The organism is Aquidulcibacter sp. (assembly GCF_020253525.1).
GTDB lineage: Bacteria > Pseudomonadota > Alphaproteobacteria > Caulobacterales > Aquidulcibacteraceae > Aquidulcibacter.
The window spans coordinates 1-21733 of the sequence record NZ_JADCBK010000079.1; the positions used below are offsets into that span (position 1 = coordinate 1).

Below are 21733 nucleotides of genomic sequence, written 5' to 3' on the forward strand. Positions count from 1 at the left end.
CATTTTGGTGGAAACCTTGTTTCACCAAAATGGATCATCAAGCATGAGCGCGACATCTGGGTCGTCAAGTGCGCAGCTTAGCTGCGTCGCAAGCGATCCGTTTTCGAAGAAAACGGACACTTGACTACCCAGAGGTCGCAAGAACAATTTCGTTTGCGGTTTGGTGGGCCGGAAGGATCACCAAACCGCGTCTAGATAAAAAGAAATCCAAAAAAACGTCACCCCCGCCGAAGGATCAGCTGCGAGCGGGGACCTCAGCGCGTTTTCAGCAAGGGAGCTGCGTCATCGGAAATGATGCCGTCTGACGCAGGGATGGCCCTATTCCTTGGCGATGCGGCCGCCGACCATAACAAAATCGATTTTGCGCATGAGGGAGATGTCCGTCAGAGGATCGCCAGTAACGGCGACAAGGTCGGCGGCTTTGCCCGGAGCCAAGGTGCCGATTTGATCGGACAGGCCAAGATGAGCCGCGCCGCCCACCGTTGCGCTGCGCAAGGCTTCAGCCGGGGTAAAGCCTGCTTGCACCATGAGTTCAAACTCACGCGCATTATCGCCATGACGCGAGACGCCGCTATCGGTGCCAAACACAACGCAGACGCCTGCTTCACGCGCGCGGCTCAGCATATTGACCATAAGCGGACCCACCGTCAAAGCCTTGGCCGCTTGCGCGCCCGTCAAGGTACCGCCGGCCTTGGCCATTTCGGTAACGGTTGTACCCGCCAGCAAGGTCGGCACCACACAGGCATTTTTGGCCTTGTAAAGGGCAAAGGTCTCTGCGTCGGCATAGCTGGAATGTTCAATACTATCAAAGCCTGCCCGTAAGGCCGCTTCAATGCCGCCTTTGCCATGGGCGTGAGCGGTGGCGGTCTTGCCCAAGAGGTGCGCCGTATCGGCAATGGCTTTGAGTTCATCATCGAAAAATTGTTGGCTGAGGCCGCTGGCCGTATTGCTCAACACGCCGCCAGTTGCCGTAACCTTGATGATATTGGCACCAGCCTTGACCTGTTCACGCACGGCGCGCCGGCAATCATCGACGCCATTACACACGCTTTCAGGACCCATCACATGCATGATATCTTCACGGAACCCATGCACATCGCCATGCCCGCCGGTTGGGCTGATGGCAGCCCCAGCAGCCAGAATACGGGGGCCGAGCAAGCGACCCGAGGCAAATTGGTCGCGCAATGCAAAAATCGTGTGGTGCCCATCGGCACCCAAATCAACCACGGTGGTAAAGCCTGCCCGCAGGGTTTTCTGCGCATGGACCAAGCCATCCAAGGCCAGATCGCTTTCCTCCTTGGTCACTGTATCCAAACGGCTGGACGGAGAGAGTTCTGAGAGGAGATGGACATGGCTGTCGATCAGGCCCGGCAGCACGGTTTTGGACTTAAGATCGACGAGCTTAGCACCCGCACTTGGGGCGACATAACCATCACGAATGGCTTCAATCTTGCCATCGCGGACAATCAGCGTTTTGGCATTGGTTGGCGGCGTGCCAGGCTCTGCAATCAAGCGACCGACATGGATAAAGGTGGCTTGCGAGGCAGCAGGCGGGGTCTGCGCCCCTACAGCACCCACGGCCACACAAGCCAAAATAGTCGATAAAAAAAGTGAACGCATGCTGCCCCCCAGGAGAGTGATTTTCACCTACCATGCGACTGACCCCTGGGTTTGGCAAGCGCCAGCTTGGCCCAAGCGCGCGCCCTAACCATCTGTCAGACCACGGCTCTGCCCCGCTAAGGTCGTGCCAGCAAACGGGATTGCCTTAGCGGGAAAGCTGTTGCAGTCTCGTGTGATTGGAGGCGTGTATGAGACGTAAATTGCTTTTGAATTTAGTTGCAGGATCCATTTGTTTAGCCGGGATTTTTCCAAGCCTAAGCCTTGCCAAACCAGCGCCCGCCACGGCAGAAGCTTTTGCAGCATCCCCTAACATCTCACGCGTGGCCATATCGGCAGATGGGAACCGCATCGCCTTTGGCTATACGACTGCGACGGGGGAGACCCAAGTACGGGTGTTGGATGTGCCGAGCAAAAAGACTGTCGGTGTAACAGTTGGCGACAAAAAGTTGCGCAGCGTCCGATTTGAAGATGGCGGCGATGTGCTGATTACGGCCAGCGACACCTTTCGGGGCTTTGGGCCCAAAGCTGAAGTCTTTCGCACGTTCTCTTTCAATTTTGAAACCGCCAATATTCGCACGCTTCTGGCCACAGGCGGCATGGTTCGCGAGTATAATTCTGGCGTCAATTTGCATTCCTTGCTGCCCGATACCCCAAACCGCGTGATCATGTCGGCCTATGACGTGAATAATTCAAACATGATCTCGCTCAATCTCTATGAAGTCGCGACCAATGGGGTGCAAGTCGTCACCAAGGCTTTGGGCAATTCCAACACGATTGACTGGATAACAGATCGCGCGGGCACACCGCTGGCGCGGGTCGATCATGACGCCGACCGCAAGACAACAAAGTTATTCTTGCTCGGCGAGAATAACCAATCCTCGGAAGCTTTGCGGTTGGATGATACCCCAGCAGGTGGGATCAATTTGATGGGTCTGTCACGGCAAGGGCGGATCATTTTTTCCAAACCGTTTGAATCAGAGTTTGGCGAACTTTTTTCTATCGACCCCAAGACAGGGGCAATCGCAACCTTTCTGCGCGCTGACGGGACCGAGCTTGAATCGGTATTCCGCGACCCTTGGTCAGACGTTGTCGTTGGCGTTTCGATTGGGGGCTTTGAGCCGATGGATCAAATGATCAGCCAAGACTTGCAAGCGGCCCAAGCAACATTGGAAGCAACTTTTGAAGGAAAGATCATTTCGATCGTCTCTTTTTCGCGAGACCGAAAAAAGATTATTGCGCGAATTCAAACCCCATCCACTCCGCCTGAATATCTGTTGCTGGAAGTAGACGGGCCTAAAGTAATGCGGCTGGGCGAAGCCTATCCAGGCCTCAAAAATGTGCCAATGGGCCGCCTCAAAGCCACAACATTCAAGGCGCGCGATGGGGCAGAAATTCCTGTCTATGTGACCCTGCCACCGGGGGATCAAGACATCAAAAATGCGCCGACCATCATCTTTCCCCATGGTGGCCCCGAAGCCCGCGACGAGCCGCGCTTTGATTATTGGACCCAATTCATGGCAACGCGTGGCTATGTGGTGATCCAGCCCCAATTCCGCGGCTCAACGGGCTTTGGGAAGGCCCATGCGGATGCTGGTCGCCGCCAATGGGGTAAAAGGATGCAGGATGATGTGTCGGATGCGGTGGCTTGGGCGGTGAAGGAAGGCCTGAGCGACCCCAAAAAGGTTTGCATTGTGGGCGGCAGCTATGGCGGCTATGCGGCTTTGGCTGGGGCAACCATGACCCCGGACTTATATCGGTGTGTCGTCGCGGTTGCTGGCGTTTCAGACCTGCCGCGCATGATTGCGCAAGAAAAGGATGATGCCGGTTCCTCTAAATCCAGCTCCGTCAATTATTGGTCTGAACATATTGGCGCCGATGATCGTGCGGCGATGGAGGCCGCCTCACCGCGACGCTTGGCCGATCAAGTCCGCGCCCCCATCCTGTTGATGCATGGGCGCGATGACACGGTGGTGCGCTTTGAGCAAAGTGCCGGCATGGCCAGTGCGCTAAAGGCAGCGGGCAAGCCCTATAAACTGGTGGAACTCAAAGGCGAAGACCATTGGCTTTCCAAAACCGAAACCCGCCAGCAAATGTTGACCGAGCTTGAGGCCTTCTTGCGGGAGCATTTGGGACCGGGGGTGAATTAGCTCTTCCGCACCCCCCGCCTTCCCTCTCCGCCAATCCCGTCCTAGAGTGTTCCCCATAGAATAATGCTCTGGGGAGGGCCTCTCATGTTATTACCAATTTTGGCGCTAATTGCGTGGACCATGGTCATGTGGGTGTGGATGTATGCCACCCGACTACCAGCTATGCAAAAACACAACATTGACCCGCAAGGGGCTGCAAAACCGGGTAGTTTGGACGTTTTGCCCATGAAAGTGGCCCAAGTCGCCCATAATTATAACCATTTGCACGAGCAACCGACCCTGTTTTACGCGCTGGCTTTGACCGCGCATGTGGGAAATTGGGCTGATGGGCTTTCCATTCAGCTCGCTTGGGGCTATGTGGGCCTTCGTGTACTGCATTCGCTGGTGCAAGCGACCGTCAATCTGGTAGCTGCGCGCTTTGCGGTGTTTGCCTTGGCTTCACTCGTTTTAATGGCACTTTGTGTGAAAACGATCCTGGAAGCACTCGGCAGCTAAGTCAGGTGTGAGGGGCTTTTGCCCCCCCGATCTGCCCGAGTTTAAGTGCACGTCCCACATCAGAGCCACAATGGCTCTTTCATCGCTTTCCGCCGTCTGGGCGTTGCACGTGGCCGTGTTTGTTTTCGCGAGGCCACACCGGGCGAAGGATTGCCCTATTTGGCGCGCCTGACGAGAAGCAACTCACGGTCAGGTCCGTCCCAGACGCGTGTGCGCACCCCAAGTGACGGGGGCGATACCGCACGCTTTGACGTGTGAAAGACGACTAAACCATGACTACTTTTGCCGATTTCGGCTTTGCTGAGCCTATTTTGAACGCCATTGCAGGCGAAGGCTATGAGCATCCTACCCCGATCCAGTTGCAAGCCATCCCGCCTGCCATGCAATCGCTCGACATTTTGGGCCTCGCCCAAACTGGTACGGGCAAGACGGCTGCCTTTGCACTGCCTTTGTTGCACCATTTAAGCCAGCGCCGCATTCATGCTGGCGCACGGGCCTGCCGCGCACTCATCCTCTGCCCAACCCGCGAATTGGCTGGCCAGATTGCTGACAGCCTGCGCACTTACGGGAAGTTCGTTGGCCTGTCGGGCGCTTTGGTCTATGGCGGGGCCAATATCCGCAAGCAGATCCGCTCGATGGAGCGCGGCGTGGATATTCTGATCGCCACGCCGGGCCGCCTCATCGATTTGATGAAGCAGCGCGCCATCCGCCTCGACATGGTGGAGCATTTGATTTTGGACGAAGCCGACCAAATGCTGGACATGGGTTTTATCAAGCCGATCCGCCTGATCGTCGGGGAAATTCCAAAGGCCCGTCAGACCAGCCTGTTCTCGGCAACCATGCCGAAAGAAATCGCCCATCTCGCCGAAGAATTGCTGACCGATCCCAAGCGCATCCAAGTCGCCCCTCTGTCGTCGGCGGCCGAGCGGGTCGATCAGCGCTTGATCATGACCAGCCAAGTGAACAAGCAGCAATTGCTGGAATCCATCTGTCATGAGCCCGAAGTAAAGCGCGCCATGATCTTTGTACGCACCAAGCATGGGGCGGAGAAGGTTCTCGACAAGCTGGAACAACAAGGCATGTCGGTTGATGCCGTGCATGGCAATAAGAGCCAGAATGCGCGTGAACATGCGCTGGAGCGGTTCCGCAAGGGCCACACCCGCTTGCTCGTCTGTACCGATGTAGCCGCGCGCGGCATTGACGTCGATGGCGTGACCCATGTGTTCAACTTCGATCTGCCAGACGTGCCAGAAGCCTATGTCCACCGCATTGGCCGGACCGCGCGCGCTGGGGCGGAAGGCATCTCTATCTCCTTCTGCGCACCCCATGAGCGCGACAATTTGCGCCAGATTGAGCGCTTGATCAAAAAGTCCATCACCAAAATGGATCCAGCCAATTTGATGAAGGCACCGCGCCCTGCCGCACCTAAGCCTGCTGAAGTCCAATATGATAAAGATGGTGAGGCGATCTTTGTCGAAACCGTGGGTGAAGCCTCCAACACTTTGGCTGCGCCAACCAATGCGCATGGCGATGTGATCGGCGTCTTGCGCCGCACTGGCCCGAAAGAAATGCTGTATGAGCCGCGCAACGATCCCCGTCGTGATGGCAAATTTGGCGCACGCGATGGTGGCCGTGAAGGTGGTCGGGGCGGTCGTCCTGGCCCGCGTGGCGGGCAATATTCCAACCGCGACCGCAGCGAAGATGGGGATCGTCGTCCCCGCTCGGGCCATTTCGCAACAGGCTCTGTCTTTAATGAAGGCCGCCCACAACAGCGCGAGGAAAACCGCTTTGGCGCCCGTGGTGCTGAAGCTGCGGAGCGTCCAGCTTATGTTCGCCCCGTAGCTGACACTGGGCGCGAAGAGCGCCCACGCTTTGACAAGCCATTCCATGGCAAGCCACGCGAGGAGCGTAGCTTCCAAGACCGTCCACGCAACGAGCGTCCTCGCGATGATCGTCCCCGTGATGACCGTCCCCGTGGTGATCGCCCAACCGGCGACCGTCCACGTGCCTATGAAGCCCGCAGCGAAGCCTTTGGTCATCGCAATGGCCAAGGCCAACGCGATTTCGCGCCACGCAAGGGCCCTGTCCCCCGGGGCGAAGCCCGCATTGAAGGCCGCAGCGATGATCGCAAGTCATCCAAGCCCGCCGCTGGCAAGAAGAGCTTTGGCGGCAAGCCCGTCAGCCTTGGCCGTTCTGGCGCACGGGGTGGGGCCAATGTCGGTCGCGGTGGGGACAGCACCTTCGTGCCCCGTCGCGGTCGCTCGTAAGCGACTTACTCAGGCCCGTTCAGGCCCACAAAGCCTGAACGGGTCAAATCACCTTAAGCCTCCTCGCCTTCGCGCGCCCAAAAGCGCGCCAAGGCCCCTTCTATCGCCTCGGCCCGCGGCCTTGCCACTTCGGCAATGTCGCGGCCATGGGTGAAGAGGAAGAATTCATCGGCCTCGATGCCGCGCAAGATACGCTCTGCAGCGGTGATGGCTGGAAGGCCCATGCGGTTCTCCTGCCCAAAGGCTGCATCCAAGTGGCGTGGCCCACCAAACTTCTCATGCCGATTACGAAACCCATTCCAGATTTCAGACGCGACCAATCCTGGGCACAGGACCGATACCGATAAAGGCGTGCCCGCATAGTCGCGCGCCATGGCCTCACACAGGCCCACCAGCGCGTGCTTGGAGGCTGTATAGGGCGTGGCCTGCCCGCCCCGGATCGGCAGGCCCAAGCCATGCTCAGACGCGGTAATCACCAAACGCGACGGGATGTCTTGTTCCAGCAAGCGCGGCGCAAAGGCACGTACACCATCAATTGTGCCCATCAGATTGACCGCAAACGTCCATTCAATATTGGCCCGTGACGCTTTATGGATCGATCCACCCGCGCCAATGCCCGCGTTCAAAAACACCAAAGTCACCCGGCCAAAGCGCTCAAAAGCAAACTCTGCCAAGGCTTGGTTGGAGGCGGGATCGGCGACATCGACGAAACAGCCAAGGGCAGCCCCACCTTGATCGCGGATCGCTTGGGCGGCAGCTTCAGCCTTTGGTCCTTCAATATCGGCCAATAGGACGGCGGCCCCCTTTGCCGCGAGGGCTTGGCCCAAAGCCAAACCAATGCCCGAGGCACCCCCGGTAATCACGGCAACATCGGCTGGTCCTATCGTCTGGGTCATAGCTAACCTCCCTTGGCTTCTTTGGATGATGGCTTCACTCTATCGTTGCTCAAAGGGACTTGCTTGGCAAACCTTGCTGCAAGTTAATTCGACAAGGTTTCCCAAGAGGCAGAAGACTTAAGGCGTTAAGGTCCATGGGGCGACCAGCGAGGGAGGGAGTATCCATGAATAGACGCGCGTTTTTGGGCACAGGGTGCAGTGGTTTAGGCTTTGCCCTTGCAAGCCAAGTTGGCGTTGCAGGCCCCGCTTGGGCCGCACAAGGCAAGCCGAAGTTCGGCAGTTTCGGTTTTGATAAGGCTGGCCGCGACCTTTCGATCCAACCCGGCGATGACTTCTGGCGCCATGGCGGCGGCACATGGATGAAAAACAACCCCATGCCGGCAGACCGCTCACGGTGGGGCGCATTTGATGCCCTTGCAGCCCAAGCCGAAGCTGATGTGCGCGCGATCATTGATGAGGTTGCGGCCCAAAAGGCCGCACCCGGCTCAATCGAGCAAAAACTTGGCGACTTTTATCGCGCCTATATGGATATGGACACGATCAATGCCAAAGGCCTTGCCCCCATGCAGCCCGAATTAGACCGGATTGCCGCGGCCAAAACGCATGAAGATATCGCAGCCATCATGGGCACCCCTGAAATTCCGACCCAAAGCCCGCTAGGCTGGGGCGTGACCTTGGATGACGGCAATCCTGACCGCTATCTGGTCTTTGTGTCGCACAGTGGCCTCGGCATGCCCGAGCGCGAATATTATCTCAGCGACGACAAGCGCTTTGCTGAATTGCGCGAGAAATATCCCGCCCACATCGGACGCTTGATGACTTTAGCGGGTCAGAGTGACGGTGTCGAAAAGGGCAAGCAGATCCTGGCGCTTGAAACCGAGATCGCGAAACTCCATTGGGACATTACCGACCGGCGCGACAGCACAAAAATCTATAATCTGCGGACCTATGCCCAACTTGAAGAGTTGGCACCTGAATTCCCATGGGCTGCTGGCTTTAAGGCCAACGGGTTTAGTGGCGTTAAAGAACTGATTGTGAACGAAATCACCGCGATCGGACCCTTAGCCAAATTGTTCCGGGCAACTTCGGTTGAACACTGGCAGACCTATCTGACCTATCATGTAATTGCCGCCAGCTCTGGCGTATTGCCCCAAGCCATTTATGACGAGCGCTTTGATTTCTATGGCCGGACGTTGAATGGCCAGCCTCAGCAGCGCGAACGCTGGAAGCGGGCGACCCAGGCCCTTGATGGCGCGTTGGGCGAGGCCATTGGTCAACTTTATGTCGCTAAGCATTTCACCCCGACTGCGAAAGCAAAAATGCAAGTACTGGTCGAGAACCTGCGTAAAGCCTTCCATGTGCGCATTGACGGGCTGACCTGGATGACAGCTGCAACCAAAGCGAAGGCCAAGCGTAAGCTGACGACCTTTAACCCCAAGATCGGCTATCCGGATCAATGGCGCGACTATGGGGCGCTCGAGATCAAAGCAGGCGATGCTTTTGGCAATGACCGTCGCGCGCGGGCATTTGACGTCAAACGCGATGTCGAAGACCTTGGGCGCAAAACCGACAAACGGCGTTGGTTTATGACACCCCAGACGGTCAACGCTTATTATAATCCGGTGTTCAACGAGATCGTCTTCCCGGCAGCTATTTTGCAGCCACCTTTCTTTGACGAATTTGCCGACCCAGCTGTCAATTACGGGGCTATCGGCGGGGTGATTGGTCATGAAATGGGCCATGGCTTTGACGACCAAGGGGCCAAATATGATGAAAAGGGCGTCTTGCGCGATTGGTGGACCCCTGCCGATGTTGAGGCCTTTAACAAGCTCGGCGCAAAAATGGTCGCACAATATTCCAGCTTTGAGCCCTTGCCCGGGGTGAAACTGAATGGCGAGCTTTGTCTAGGGGAGAATATTGGCGATCATTGCGGCGTTGTTGTTGGTCTCACGGCCTATAAATTGTCGTTGAAAGGCCGCTCGGCCCCTGTGATTGATGGATTTACAGGCGATCAACGCTTCTTCCTATCGTGGAGCCAAGTCTGGCGTGAAACACAGCGCGATGAGTCTTTGCGCAATCAAATCCAGTCTGACCCGCACTCCCCGGCGGAATTCCGGGTCAATGGTACGGTCCAGAACGTGGATGCGTGGTATCAGGCCTTTAATGTGCGGCCGGGCAATAGGCTCTATGTTGCACCCGAAAACCGGGTCCGCATCTGGTAATGAGTTAGCCCCTCTTCCAATCGGGAGAGGGGCTTTTTCGTTCATTGTGCGGCCAAGGCGTAAACATCTGAAAGCGCTTTCCTCGCGTCATGTGCGCCGCACAATTTAGGGGGCTTCTGCCGCCCAATCACAGGGCATTACTTTCTTCAAAAAGACTTGCACCCCAAAAATGCTGAGCCGAGACAGACGGATAAGCGGCACACGAGGCCTTAAAGGCAAGCGCCCCAGCCCAAGTAGACATGCGCAAAACCTTGGCAAAACCAGCCAAAAATGAGCAAAAAGCACTGAAATTTGCGCTTTTGGCGCGTGCGCACAGCGATCAGCAAGCGGCGGAGGGTTCCGATTTACCTTGTGCCAGGGTCAAGGCCATGATCTCTGATCCATGATGGCTGCCCCTTCTTATTGGAACAGCTTTCCAATCGGGGTGCGGTGATGACACAGGAACCCATTTCAAACTGGCTGGGACGACAGGAAACGCTGGAAGAAACCCTCGCCGCAGGCCCGGCGCAGGGCTTGGCGGCAACTTTGAACCTCAATCCCGGAGACTTTGCTAAAGACGGCGCGGTCCTGCCGCCGATATGGAACTGGCTTTACTTCCTGCCCCGCGCGCCCAGCCACCAAATCGGCCCAGATGGCCATCCTAAGCGCGGTGGTTTTCTGCCGCCCATCACGCTAGCGCGTCGCATGTGGGCGGGCAGTCGTTGCCGCTTTCATCAGGATTTGCGCGTGGGTGAGCGCGCCACCAAAACCTCCACCATTTTGAAGATTAGCGAAAAGCAGGGCCGTGCTGGCACCATGTTCTTCGTCACCGTCGGCCACAACATCCATGTTGGGTCCAATCTGGCCTATGAGGAAGAGCAAGACATTGTCTATATGGACATTCCCGCCGTGTTTACGCCACCTGAACCGGTGGCTTTACCGCCCTGCACCTGGCAGCACGCGGTCGCATTGGACCCCGTCCTATTATTTCGCTTTTCAGCCCTGACCTTTAACGGCCACCGCATCCATTATGATCGCGACTATGCGATGGGGGTCGAAAATTATCCGGGGCTTGTCGTCCATGGGCCGCTGCAAGCCATTTTGGCCTTCCACTATGGCTGTTTGGAACAGCCAGACCGCAAGCCACAGGCGTTTCGGTTCAAGGGTATCCGCCCCTTGTTCGACTTCGACAGCTTAACCGTCAATGGGGCCACCTCTGACGCAACAAGCACCAGTATCTATGCCGCCAATGGCGACAACAACGTGACCATGGAGGCCCAGATGACTTGGGCCTGACGGCAAGCAACGCATACAGAAAGCCCACCCATGGCAGCTAGCACCAGGGTTGGCGGGGGAAACAAGATGAACAGAATTTTAGACGGTATGCGCGTGGTAGAGGGCTCAGCCTTTGTGGCTGCCCCCTTGGCCGGCATGACTTTGGCGCAAATGGGGGCGGATGTAATTCGCTTTGACCGCTTACAAGGTGGTCTCGATGCCGAGCGTTGGCCCGTCACCAAGTCTGGGAAAAGCCTTTTTTGGGCGGGCTTAAACAAGGGCAAGCGCAGCCTCGCGGTGGATATGACGACGTCACAGGGCCGCGAGATCTTAACCCGGCTCATTTGTCGGCCCGGCGAGGATGCGGGCATTTTTCTGACCAATCTGCGGCTGCGCGGCTGGATGTCCTATGAGGGGTTGAAGCAGCACCGCGAAGACCTAATCATGATGGCGGTGCTGGGGGATCGCCACGGGGGGCCGCAAGTTGATTATACGGTCAATCCCGCCGTCGGCTTTCCCATGGCGACCGGGCCTGAAGGGTCGAGCGAACCTGTCGGCCACGCTTTGCCCGCGTGGGACTGTATTACGGGCCAGCAGGCCGCCATGGCCATTATTGCGGCTGATCGCCACCGCCGAAAGACGGGCAAAGGTCAATTGATGGAATTGGCCTTGAAGGACACAGCCCTCGCCATGCTGGGCAACCTGGGCATCATTGCCGAAGCCAGCATCAATGGCATCGACCGACCCAAGATGGGGAATTCTTTGTTTGGGGCCTATGCACAGGATTTTGTCTGCCAAGATGGTCAGCGCGTGATGGTGGTTGCCCTAACCGATCGGCAATGGCGCAATCTGAAAGCGGCAACGGGGGCAGAGGCTGCGATGGCGGACTTGAGCCAGCGGCTCGACACCGATCTCGATCAAGAGGGGGCGCGCTTCATCCATCGCCACGCCATTACGGCGCTCTTAAAGCCTTATTTCGAAATGCGCACCTTGTCGGAGGTGGCAACCAGCCTTGCAGGGTCTGACGTGACTTGGAGCCAGTATCGAACCTTCAAGCAAGCGGTGGAGGAAGACCCAGATTGCAGTCTCGATAATCCCATGTTCGAAATGCTGCACCAACCGGGCATTGGCAGCTATTTGACGCCGGGCAGCCCGATCCATTTTATGGGCGTAGACCGCTTGGGCCCAGCACCTGCCCCAATCTTAGGGCAACATACGCTGGAAATCCTCACCGAGATCGGCTTTTCCAATACAGAGATTGCCACGCTGCATGATGGCAAAATTGTCGCCAGCCCCAAATAAAAAGGGGCTTGAAGCCTTTGCCTCAAGCCCCTGTTTCAGGATCGTGATTTGATTAGTCAGCCTTGGGCTTGCGCTTACGGAAGGCGGGATTGAGTTCCATTTTGCGGATGCGGATCGATTTTGGGGTGATTTCCACCAACTCATCATCATCGATCCAAGCAATGGCTTGTTCCAGCGTCATGCGGCGCGGCGGGGTGAGGCGCATGGCTTCATCCTTGCCCGACGAGCGCACGTTCGACAGCTTCTTTTCCTTCAGAGGATTGACGTCCATATCTTCTGGCTTGGCGTTTTCGCCAATGATCATGCCCTGATAGACATCTTCGCCGCCATCGATGAACAATACGCCGCGCTCTTCAAGATACCACAGCGCATAGACAACCGACTTGCCGCTGTCATTGGCAATGAGAGCGCCATTGTGACGGCCATTGATATTACCCTTCCACGGCGTCCAGCTGTGGAAAATGCGGTTCATAATGCCCGAGCCGCGCGTGTCGGTCAGGAATTCAGAGTGATAGCCGATGAGGCCGCGTGCGGGGGCTAAGAAGGTAACGCGGGTCTTGCCGCCGCCCGAAGGACGCATGTCTTGCAACTCGCCTTTGCGGATCGACATTTTCTCAACCACAACGCCTGCATATTCATCATCCACATCGATGACGACTTCTTCCAGAGGCTCCATCTTCTGGCCGGTATCTTCGTCGATCTTGGTCAACACGCGGGGGCGCGAAATCGACATCTCAAAGCCTTCGCGACGCATGCCTTCCAACAACACGCCGATTTGCAATTCGCCACGGCCTTGCAGCTCATAAGCGTCCTTATCGGCAGTTTCGGTGACTTTGATCGCGACATCGGTTTCAGCTTGCTTCAACAGACGGTCGCGGATCACCCGGCTTTGGACCTTATCGCCATCGCGACCGGCCAAGGGGCTTGAGTTCACCATCACGGTGACAGACAGGGTTGGCGGATCAATGGGGGTGGCGTGAATGGCTTCGGTTACATCCATGTCGCCAATCGTATCGGCCACCGTGGTGGTGGACAGACCTGCAATGGAGACGATGTCGCCTGCTTCGGCTTCTTCAATCGGCTGGCGGCGCAGACCGCGGAAAGCCAAGACTTTAGAAACGCGCGAGCGCTCGATGGTTTTGCCATCAATGCTGATACCCTTCACAACGGTGCCTGCGCTCAAGCGGCCGCTCTCAACCCGACCCGTCAGGATACGGCCCAAGAAGGGGTCTGAATCGAGCATGGTGACCAACATACGGAAAGGCTCGTCACGGCGCAGCGCTGCATCTGGTGCGGGCACGTGCTCAATGATGGTCTCAAACAGCGGATTGAGGTTCTCGCGGGCGCCATCAAGGACCAAAGTTGCCCAGCCATCGCGGCCAGACGCATAAACAGCAGGGAAGTCTAATTGTTCATTGGTGGCATTCAGCGCCATGAACAGCTCAAACACTTCATCGAGCACTTCGTCAGGGCGCGCGGTTGGGCGGTCAACTTTGTTGAGAACCACGATGGGGCGCAAGCCGAGCGCGAGCGCTTTGGTCAAAACGAATTTGGTCTGTGGCATCGGGCCTTCGGTGGCATCGACCAACAACAGACAGCCATCGACCATGGACAAAACCCGCTCCACTTCGCCACCAAAGTCGGCGTGGCCTGGGGTGTCGACGATATTGATGCGGACTTCATCGGCACCTTGTCCGTACACAATGCTGGTGCACTTGGCCAAAATCGTAATGCCGCGTTCTTTTTCTTGCGGGTTGGAATCCATCGCGCGTTCGGCGCGGGCTTCGTTTTCGCGGTAAGCACCACCTTGGGCCAATAATTGGTCGGTAAGGGTTGTCTTGCCATGATCAACGTGGGCGATGATCGCAATATTGCGTAGCGCAGCCGATGAAACTGGCGCGTCAGAAAGGGTGGTCACGGGTCATGCTCCGGGAGGAAATCTGCAGTGGAGGCCCCATCTACCCACGATCGAAATCAGGTGGCGGAGGCCTTAGTGTGCCGGGCCTATAGCAGCAAGGTGGGGGGTGCGGCAAATCGACCGCTGCGCAAAGCTGATTGGGTGTCCCAAACGCTCGACAAACAAGGGCCTATCAGACTATGCCGAAGACGACTTGTAGGGGAAAACCATGTCCAATGATGTGATCGTCGTGTTTGGTGGCTCAGGCTTTGTTGGGCGCTATGTTGTGCGCGCGCTGGCAAAAGCGGGCAAACGCGTGCGCGTGGCGATGCGGCGGCCCCATTTAGGGCAAGATTTGCGCGTGATGGGCGATGTTGGGCAGATTCAACTCGTTCAAGCCAATATCCGCAACCCGGAAAGTGTCGCCCGCGCCCTCGAAGGCGCAAAAGGTGTGATCAATCTGGTCGGCATTTTGTATGAGACGGGCAAACAATCCTTTGAGGCCACCCAATTGGAAGGCGCACGCATCGTTGCAGCCGAATCAGCCAAGGCCGGGATCACCCGTTTCGTTCATATGTCGGCCTTGGGTGCTGACCCCGCTTCGGCATCTAACTATGGCCGCACCAAGGGTGCTGCCGAGCAGGCCGTCCTTGAGTTGATCCCAAGTGCTGCAATCCTGCGCCCTTCCATCATTTTTGGCGCGGAAGATAATTTCTTCAACCAGTTTGCCGCCATGGCCCGCATGTCCCCTGCCCTGCCCTTGATTGGTGGCGGCAACACCAAGTTCCAACCCGTCTATGTTGGCGATGTGGCCGAAGCGACCGTGAATGCCCTCGATAGCGGCGGCGGCACCTATGAATTGGGCGGACCACGCATCTATAGCTTCAAGCAAATTCTCGAATATATCTTGAAGGAAATTGAGCGGCCACGCTTCCTAGCCCCTCTGCCCTTCTTTGTGGCCCAACCCCTGGGGGCGGTCCTCAATGCAGTGTTCAAACTCTATCCCTTTGCCGGCCCACCGCTGACAGACGATCAGGTCGTGATGTTGAAAACCGACAATGTGGTCAGCGCTGGCGCTAAGACTTTAGTGGATCTCAGGGTAACCAATTTGGAGAGTGTTGAGGCAATTGTGCCCACTTATTTGTACCGTTTTAAGCCATACGGTCAGTTTCAGGTAAAGCGCAAAGCCGTCTAGGAACAGAAATTAAGTATAACTGACGCGTAATACATCTAAATATCTGAGTTCATTGTAAAAACCTGACTGGCACATAGCTTGCTACCTGCTCTTTAACCAAAGTGTTACAAGAGTAGGATGTTCCAGAATGGTACGTACCCAACAACATCGAGCTTTCCGCAACAAAGCTCTTTGGATGTGTGCAACCGCAATTTGCTTTGTGCCCGGATTTGCCGCGGCTCAACAACAAGGTGCCGATCAAATCCGTCGCACCTATGGCGTCACCCCCGACGTTGAAGCCAGCCCCTACCGCTTTCCCAGCCGCGATCCAAATGGCGTGCGCCTTGTCGTGAATGGGCGGCCGGTTGATCTGGGCGGCTCTCGTGCAGCTGGCCCTGCACGACTGGCGGATCCCAACGCGGGCATTGGCGGACAACTTTCCAGTTCAACGCGTTCGGGTCGTTTGGCGAGTTCAACGCTGCCCAGCACAACCGCAGTCGGCAATAATGTGACGATTAGCAATGTGCGCAATTCCACCATTTCGATCACTCAGATCAACACGGGCCGCGTCACCGCGTCCTCCAACACGCCGCGCTAATTTCGCGCGCCAACTTCGGTGAACCCTATGATCCGCAAAAGTCGAGCGACCCGCCTTCTCTTAGTCTGCACCGCCTTGAGCAGCTTGCTTGCGGGTTGTGCCAGTGTGGCTGGCTCTGAAGACCATGTTGCGCCTGTAGCCACCTTAAAGGGCAGCCCGGTCTCCAAGACCCAGACCGATTATACAGCGGCCTTAAGGTGCGTGGCCGATGTTGCCGGTAGCCAAGACTTTCCTGCTCCCCGCATCGCCGTAGGCCATATCACCGATATGACCGGTGCCGATGACCTCTATCTGGGGCGGCGTTTAACCCAAGGGGCAACCTTGATGGCCATTACGGCCGTCTCCAATGCCGGCATGCGGGTGATTGAACGCTTTGATACCGGCGTTACCCAAGTGGATTTGGACTTTGCCAATAATCGCCTGTTGCGGGATTCACCCACCGTGATCCGCACCCCGCAAGAAGGTCAGATCCAGGGCGTCGCTCTTTATATCGTAGGCGGGATCAGCGAATATAATCATAATATTCAATCGCGTGGCCAAGATGCAGCCTTCAGCAAGACTGGCCGCAATGGCGGTTCAGCCTTTGTTGCCAATGGCGATTATGTCGTCGATGTCGGCATGGATTTGCGCCTGATCGATGCACGCACCACCGAAGTCATCGCCGTCAAATCCTATCGCAAACAAGTGCGTGGCCAACAACGTGAGCTCGGCGCCTTGATCGCCAATGGCTCCGAAACGCTGGATTTTGGCCTCGGCGGGCGACGGAATGAGCCTATTCAAACCGCTATTCGCAGCATCATTGACCGTTCGGTGTTTGAGTTTACCGCAGGTCTCTATGGCCAAGATGCATCGCATTGCTTGAGCCTCGCCCAACAGGTTGAGGCAATCCCTGCGCGTACCTCGGTTGCGACAATGCGCGCACCCGTCCAGCGCGCCACGGCCACCCCATCCGCCGCACGCCCTGTGGCACGCCCCGCAGCACCGGATATGGCGGCATTCCCTCAGACTTCCAGAATGGAACCTGCTGCCATCGCGCCACCCTCGGTGCCGCTGGCACCCTGGCTACAACAATCCCGTGTTGGCCAGAGCCAAGTACAGGCCAGTCCATCACAAGCTAGACCCCAGTCGCCAGAATTGGCTGACGGTCAAACAAACTTCGGGCAGACCCAATTGAACGCTCCATTACGGGGTCTTCGAGCGGGTCAATTAGATCAACCCTTCGTGCCCGGGGACCGGTCCAACAGTGAGACGATGCAGGAACGCCTGCGTCGCGAGGGGAGCTAGCGGCATTGTTGGGCTCATGCTCGGTGAGGTACGGGCATCATCTCCTAACCTCCTCATCGAGCCAGTATGTAACCAGCCAAACAAGAGCAAAAAGCTCTAACGGCAATCAAGAGGGAAGTATCCAGTGACTAAAAAATCACTTTTCATCACCGCAACCGCCATCGCGCTCAGCGCTTCGGTTGTTTCGTCGGCAATGGCGCAGCGCACCGTGATCAACACGAGCCAAAACAATGTGGCACGTGCGATTGCTGAAACCAATGCAGGCATCACCCGTGCAGGCAACATTGCTGGCGGCAAGGTTGAGGCAACTGCCGCAGCGATTGGCAACACGTCGTCGATCGATGTGAGCCGTGTGGCAACAATCTCCAACACCCAGACCAACATCGCCCCAGTTTCATCGACCCTGAACCTGACTGCGGTCAATGGCGCAGCCAATAACTTCAAGGATGTCACCGCAACTTCGGCAGCGATTGCCAACTCTGCGACCATCAAAGTCGCCAATACCTCGGCTGATGCAACCGGCATCACCAACACCCAACGCGCTTGGGGCGCAACCCAATCGCGTTTGAACAGCAATATCGGCGGTGTAACCGGCAAGGTGGAGCAAACCTCTGCTGCCATCGGCAACACCTTCTCGGCTGAAGTCTCTGGCCCAGTCGGCACCATCAACACCTACCAAGCCTATTGGGGTGATGTGAGCAGCCAATTGAACACCACTGTGAACAATGTCAGCGGTGACGTGACAGGTACCTCTGCTGCAATCTGCAACAGCGGCACAGTGAAGGCGACGACTGCCGCCAGCATCAATCTGAACAACACCCAAGTCTGCAACATTGACCCAAGTGCTACCACCAACGCTCTGATCCAGAATGTTGGCGGCAAGGTCACTTTGACCACGGCAGCGATCGGCAACACCTTCTCGTTGAACGCTTTGCCAACGTCGACCTTGAACGTGAACAGCTTCCAAAACAATGGCGCCATCAATGTCGCCACCTCTAACCTGACCTTGGCAAACGTGGCTGGCGATATCGCCTCGACCACCGCTGCTATTGGCAACAGCTTCACCATCTCGGGTGGCAACTAAACAGGACGGGGCTGTCTCAGTCCCGTAATACTGGCTCGGGCCAATCTGTCTTGCGGCAGGTTGGCCCTTTTTTGTGCGCGGCCTATGTGACGGGTTCGAAGCTTTCAACAGCCGCCAAAAGGGCAGCAACCAAATGGCGCTCCTCCTCGGTCAAGTCGGGATGCCAGATGTTGAAAATGAGGACAACGCGTGTTCCCGTGCCCTGATTGCGGGCTTCATGCTCAATCGTATCGTCAAACACCCAAGCTTTGCCCCGCTCCCATAAGCGGACTTGGTTGCCAACCCGGAACCAACAGCCATCCGGAACCAGCAAGGGAAGATGGCAGACTAAGCGTGAGTTCAAAAAGCCGGTATGGGGGGCGATCCAAGCACCGGGAGTCAATTTCGAAAACAAAACAAAGGGCGCACGGCCTTCAATGGCCTCTAACGGTACCCCATCGAGAGCGGCCAATGTCTTTGGGCATCGTTCGGCCAAAGGGCTTTGGCGTTTGCCGTCGCGGATTAGATAGGCGGCGGTCCAATCCTCAACCGAGGAGACAGCTTCCTTCGTCCCGCTTCCAACGAAATGGGCGGACTTTTCAGCCTCCACCTCGATATAGGGACCAAAATGGGTGCCCTCTTCTAGGATTGGCATCAGCTCAGACACCATATCCTCAGTCGCGGCTTCAACTTGATCCAGCCAAGCAAAACGCGCGCGGTCGTAAAATTCGATCGCCGGCAGCTCTGGGAAGAAATACGCGCGCGGCGTTGGAACATAGCGTTGCTTCCGCCCCGTCAAAATATCGAGACTATCGCGAAAGCGGCGGCTGGATCGAGCGGGGTGGAAGCCTGCCTTTTCTACCTCAGCCTGCAGATAATCGCTCAAACCTTGTTTCAGCTTGGCATGGGTCTCGCGCGCGCGTTTGAGCTCAGCGGCGATTTGGGGCGGAAGACCTTGGGTATCTGGGACAAGTACCTCCAGATGCGCATAAAAGCCCATCGCCGCGCGCCGATGACCTAAAGCAACCAAAGCATCAGCTTTGATCAAATTAGCCCGAATGTTATCCGGATCCTGATCGAGGATGTGGGTGACCGCAGACACTTCCGCTTGCCGGTCACCGGCCGCTTGATAGGCCATGGAAAGGGCGAGCCAGACGGCGGTATCTGCCGCGCCAGCCTCAACAATGGATTGAAACTTGGCGATGGCTGTTGCGAAGTCGCCCGCGCGCAGGGCCTGCATCCCAGCATTGCCAGCCGCCTCCATCGCAGCCGCATTCATGGCAAATCCTTTGGCTGTCATATGCCCGCGTCTCTTAGCCTAACCTCTCACGCAGCGGCCGTACTATTGGCCGCCCGGCGGGGCATAGGTCTCAACCCATTTGCGGACTTCTTGATACCAGAACAGAGAATTTTGTGGCCGCAGAATCCAATGGTTCTCATTGGCGTAGTAGATAAAGCGCGACGGAACGCCTTTCTTTTGAAGGGTGTTGAACAATTCAATGCCGTGATTGACTGGAACCCGCAGATCGAGCTGGCCATGAATAACCAGCGTGGGGGTTTTGAAATTGGCGGCCATCATATTGGGGCTGATGGCTTGGAACTTCTCAGGCTCTTCCCACGCTTCATAATAGCGGTTTTCGTTGGCCCCATAATCGGCACCGATCTGGGTATATTGATTATAGACGGGGGCATGGGCCACCAAGGCTTTGAACGGATGGGGCCGGCCCAGTAGGACCGTGGCGAGATAACCGCCATAGCTGCCACCGGCGGCAACCATGCGTTCGGAATCCACCCATTTTTGCGCTTTCAGATAGTCCGCCGCGGCAATTGTATCTTGATAGGGCAAGGTCACCCAATCAGGCTGGATGGCATCGGTAAAGGCATCGCCAAAGCCCGATGAGCCGTGGAAATTATGCCAAGTGGTCACATAACCCCACCCCGCAAAGACTTGCGCATTCCAGCGGTAAGACCATTGGTCGGTAATCCCGACATGGGGGCCACCATGCAGCAAGAACATCACCGGATATTTTTTTGACGCGTCAAACTTGGGCGGCTTGACGACCCACATCTGAATGTCGGCTCCATTGCCGCCGCGATAGCTAACCGATTCCACTTTGCCCATGTCCACTTTGGCCAATAAAGCGTCGTTGAAGCGGGAAAGCTGGCTGGTTTGGCCTGTCGCGCCATCGATACGGACCAAGGTGGCGGGGCTTGAAAAACTTGCCTGCAGGCCAACAAGGCCGCGCCCGGCAGCGGCAATGCCGGCGAAATCGCCATCCTTTGTGATCCGCCGTGGCGTCGCCCCAGTGAGGTCCATTCTGAACAGACGCCGGGTTGGCCGATCCTCAGCAATCACCCACAGCGATTTGGAATCAGCAGCCCACGTAACTTCTGCGGCCGACCAGTCCCAATTGGCCGACAAATCGCGCGGTGCAGCCCCTGCTGCTTGGCGGTCCAACAGCATGACGCGTTGGCGATCTGCGGCCGCGACAATAACATTCGAGCTCCAGCTCAAATAGCGCCCATCCGGGCTATAATGAGGCTCATTATCCCCTGCGAGATTCGCGCTTGTCAGATTGCGTGCGGTTCCTGCAGCCAGCGACAACACAAACACATCCGAATTGGGGCGGGTACCCTTGGTGTCGCTTTCGCCTACGAATGCGATCTCTTGGCCATCTGGGGCGATGTCATAATCCTCTGCGCCGGGGGTGCGAAACTCAATCGCGACCCCAGCCGGGCGGGTCAGTGCAACAGGGTCCCCGGCATTGATCGAAATGGCATAGAGGTGGGGCTGACGCTCATCAAGAAAGCGGTCCCAATAGCTGATGGGCGCTTTATCCCAAACGCGGGCCTGCATGGTGGTCGAGGCGCGGTCTTTCAACCGCTTGCCCTGATCTTCCCATGTTTGCAGATCGGGAAAGATCGAGCTGATGAAGGCAATTCTCTGGCTGTCGGGGAACCATTTAGGCGCGGATACCCCCGTTGGCACGCCCGTCAAGCGGCGGGCTTCGCCCCCGTCGGGGGCGATCACATAAAGCTGGTTGGCTTGGTCATTGCCGCGCTTGGAGACAAAGGCGATCCACTTGCCGTCCGGGCTCCAAACGGGGGAGACGTCATTGCCTTCCCCACTGGTGAGTTGGCGGCTGGTACCGGTCTCAGTAGAGATCACCCAGAGCGCGGTAAAGCTGCGGTCGCTCTCAGCATCAAACCGCGTCACCGGCACGACCGAAAACCGGCCATCGGGTGACAAAGAGGGCGCGCCGACACGTTGCAATTGCCACATGAGTTCAGGCGTCAGCGGTCCTTTAGCTGGATTGGATTGTGCGACGCCTTGGCTAGCCCAAGCCAGTCCGCAGGCGGCTAAACCGATCAAGCCCCAATTCCTCAAAACTCGCACGTGCGTCCCTCCAGCTAGACTCCGTTTTTGTCTTCTCTAAGCGGATCGTGGTTGAAAGCTAGGCCGGGGGGGCGATCACAAAAAGTTTTTTCACATCTCCTGAGGCTCATTGCTTAA

15 protein-coding genes are annotated in these 21733 nt (G+C 56.9%); 10 read left to right on the forward strand and 5 right to left on the reverse strand.

The genetic code is table 11. The annotated features are described in order from the left end of the window. Positions 1 to 318: 318 nt before the first annotated feature. Positions 319 to 1620 carry an amidohydrolase family protein gene (locus tag IOB61_RS10155; RefSeq protein WP_290815943.1) on the reverse strand — a complete coding sequence of 434 codons (1302 nt, stop codon included), beginning with the start codon at positions 1618 to 1620 and terminating at the stop codon, positions 319 to 321. Between the two features lie 188 nt (positions 1621 to 1808). Between IOB61_RS10155 and IOB61_RS10160 the strand changes: the two genes are divergently transcribed. The 3 genes from IOB61_RS10160 to IOB61_RS10170 all read left to right on the forward strand — a co-directional run bounded on the left by IOB61_RS10160 (position 1809) and on the right by IOB61_RS10170 (position 6529). Further along, on the forward strand, positions 1809 to 3767 hold the full coding sequence (locus IOB61_RS10160; RefSeq protein WP_290815946.1) for a S9 family peptidase: 1959 nt from the start codon (positions 1809 to 1811) through the stop codon (positions 3765 to 3767). Positions 3768 to 3851: 84 nt separating this feature from the next. Continuing rightward, the gene (locus IOB61_RS10165) at positions 3852 to 4262 is read left to right on the forward strand and encodes an MAPEG family protein (RefSeq protein WP_290815949.1); all 411 of its coding nucleotides are present in this window, start codon (positions 3852 to 3854) and stop codon (positions 4260 to 4262) included. A gap of 272 nt (positions 4263 to 4534) precedes the next feature. Next, the gene (locus IOB61_RS10170; protein ID WP_290815952.1) at positions 4535 to 6529 is read left to right on the forward strand and encodes a DEAD/DEAH box helicase; all 1995 of its coding nucleotides are present in this window, start codon (positions 4535 to 4537) and stop codon (positions 6527 to 6529) included. 53 nt (positions 6530 to 6582) lie between these two features. On the opposite strand, the gene IOB61_RS10175 is transcribed toward IOB61_RS10170, so the two are convergent. Continuing rightward, positions 6583 to 7425, reverse strand: coding sequence for an SDR family NAD(P)-dependent oxidoreductase (locus IOB61_RS10175; protein ID WP_290815955.1), 843 nt, complete (start codon positions 7423 to 7425; stop codon positions 6583 to 6585). Positions 7426 to 7589: 164 nt separating this feature from the next. Between IOB61_RS10175 and IOB61_RS10180 the strand changes: the two genes are divergently transcribed. From IOB61_RS10180 to IOB61_RS10190, 3 genes are all read left to right on the forward strand, one after another. Beyond that, a complete protein-coding gene (locus IOB61_RS10180) occupies positions 7590 to 9647 on the forward strand; it encodes a M13-type metalloendopeptidase (protein WP_290815958.1) in 2058 nt (685 codons plus the stop codon). Between the two features lie 432 nt (positions 9648 to 10079). Beyond that, positions 10080 to 10922 (forward strand): MaoC family dehydratase N-terminal domain-containing protein, encoded by an 843-nt coding sequence (locus IOB61_RS10185; protein ID WP_290815961.1) that lies wholly within the window; start codon positions 10080 to 10082, stop codon positions 10920 to 10922. A gap of 66 nt (positions 10923 to 10988) precedes the next feature. Continuing rightward, positions 10989 to 12203 carry a CoA transferase gene (locus IOB61_RS10190; RefSeq protein WP_290815964.1) on the forward strand — a complete coding sequence of 405 codons (1215 nt, stop codon included), beginning with the start codon at positions 10989 to 10991 and terminating at the stop codon, positions 12201 to 12203. A gap of 52 nt (positions 12204 to 12255) precedes the next feature. On the opposite strand, the gene typA is transcribed toward IOB61_RS10190, so the two are convergent. Beyond that, the gene (gene typA, locus IOB61_RS10195) at positions 12256 to 14121 is read right to left on the reverse strand and encodes a translational GTPase TypA (RefSeq protein WP_290815967.1); all 1866 of its coding nucleotides are present in this window, start codon (positions 14119 to 14121) and stop codon (positions 12256 to 12258) included. Positions 14122 to 14329: 208 nt separating this feature from the next. On the opposite strand from typA, the gene IOB61_RS10200 reads away from it, so the two are divergent. From IOB61_RS10200 to IOB61_RS10215, 4 genes are all read left to right on the forward strand, one after another. Then, positions 14330 to 15295 carry a complex I NDUFA9 subunit family protein gene (locus IOB61_RS10200; RefSeq protein WP_290815973.1) on the forward strand — a complete coding sequence of 322 codons (966 nt, stop codon included), beginning with the start codon at positions 14330 to 14332 and terminating at the stop codon, positions 15293 to 15295. A 127-nt stretch (positions 15296 to 15422) separates the two neighbouring features. Then, positions 15423 to 15872 carry a hypothetical protein gene (locus tag IOB61_RS10205; RefSeq protein WP_290815975.1) on the forward strand — a complete coding sequence of 150 codons (450 nt, stop codon included), beginning with the start codon at positions 15423 to 15425 and terminating at the stop codon, positions 15870 to 15872. Between the two features lie 27 nt (positions 15873 to 15899). Further along, positions 15900 to 17156, forward strand: coding sequence for a CsgG/HfaB family protein (locus IOB61_RS10210; protein WP_290815978.1), 1257 nt, complete (start codon positions 15900 to 15902; stop codon positions 17154 to 17156). 124 nt (positions 17157 to 17280) lie between these two features. Then, on the forward strand, positions 17281 to 18240 hold the full coding sequence (locus IOB61_RS10215; RefSeq protein WP_290815980.1) for a hypothetical protein: 960 nt from the start codon (positions 17281 to 17283) through the stop codon (positions 18238 to 18240). An 82-nt stretch (positions 18241 to 18322) separates the two neighbouring features. Here IOB61_RS10215 and IOB61_RS10220 read toward each other — a convergent pair whose 3' ends face one another. Together IOB61_RS10220 and IOB61_RS10225 are read right to left on the reverse strand one after the other, a co-directional pair. Continuing rightward, positions 18323 to 19519, reverse strand: a complete 1197-nt coding sequence (locus IOB61_RS10220; protein WP_290815983.1) for an aspartyl/asparaginyl beta-hydroxylase domain-containing protein — start codon at positions 19517 to 19519, stop codon at positions 18323 to 18325. 42 nt (positions 19520 to 19561) lie between these two features. Beyond that, positions 19562 to 21592 (reverse strand): S9 family peptidase, encoded by a 2031-nt coding sequence (locus tag IOB61_RS10225; RefSeq protein WP_290815987.1) that lies wholly within the window; start codon positions 21590 to 21592, stop codon positions 19562 to 19564. Positions 21593 to 21733 lie beyond the last annotated feature (141 nt).

Coding starts and splice junctions, on each gene's coding strand:
- IOB61_RS10220 (WP_290815983.1), bottom strand. CDS start 19,519: ATGACAGCCAAAGGATTTGCCATGAATGCGGCTGCGATGGAGGCGGCT.
- IOB61_RS10180 (WP_290815958.1), top strand. CDS start 7,590: ATGAATAGACGCGCGTTTTTGGGCACAGGGTGCAGTGGTTTAGGCTTT.
- IOB61_RS10205 (WP_290815975.1), top strand. CDS start 15,423: ATGGTACGTACCCAACAACATCGAGCTTTCCGCAACAAAGCTCTTTGG.
- IOB61_RS10185 (WP_290815961.1), top strand. CDS start 10,080: ATGACACAGGAACCCATTTCAAACTGGCTGGGACGACAGGAAACGCTG.
- IOB61_RS10155 (WP_290815943.1), bottom strand. CDS start 1,620: ATGCGTTCACTTTTTTTATCGACTATTTTGGCTTGTGTGGCCGTGGGT.
- IOB61_RS10210 (WP_290815978.1), top strand. CDS start 15,900: ATGATCCGCAAAAGTCGAGCGACCCGCCTTCTCTTAGTCTGCACCGCC.
- IOB61_RS10170 (WP_290815952.1), top strand. CDS start 4,535: ATGACTACTTTTGCCGATTTCGGCTTTGCTGAGCCTATTTTGAACGCC.
- IOB61_RS10175 (WP_290815955.1), bottom strand. CDS start 7,425: ATGACCCAGACGATAGGACCAGCCGATGTTGCCGTGATTACCGGGGGT.
- IOB61_RS10165 (WP_290815949.1), top strand. CDS start 3,852: ATGTTATTACCAATTTTGGCGCTAATTGCGTGGACCATGGTCATGTGG.
- IOB61_RS10160 (WP_290815946.1), top strand. CDS start 1,809: ATGAGACGTAAATTGCTTTTGAATTTAGTTGCAGGATCCATTTGTTTA.
- IOB61_RS10200 (WP_290815973.1), top strand. CDS start 14,330: ATGTCCAATGATGTGATCGTCGTGTTTGGTGGCTCAGGCTTTGTTGGG.
- IOB61_RS10190 (WP_290815964.1), top strand. CDS start 10,989: ATGAACAGAATTTTAGACGGTATGCGCGTGGTAGAGGGCTCAGCCTTT.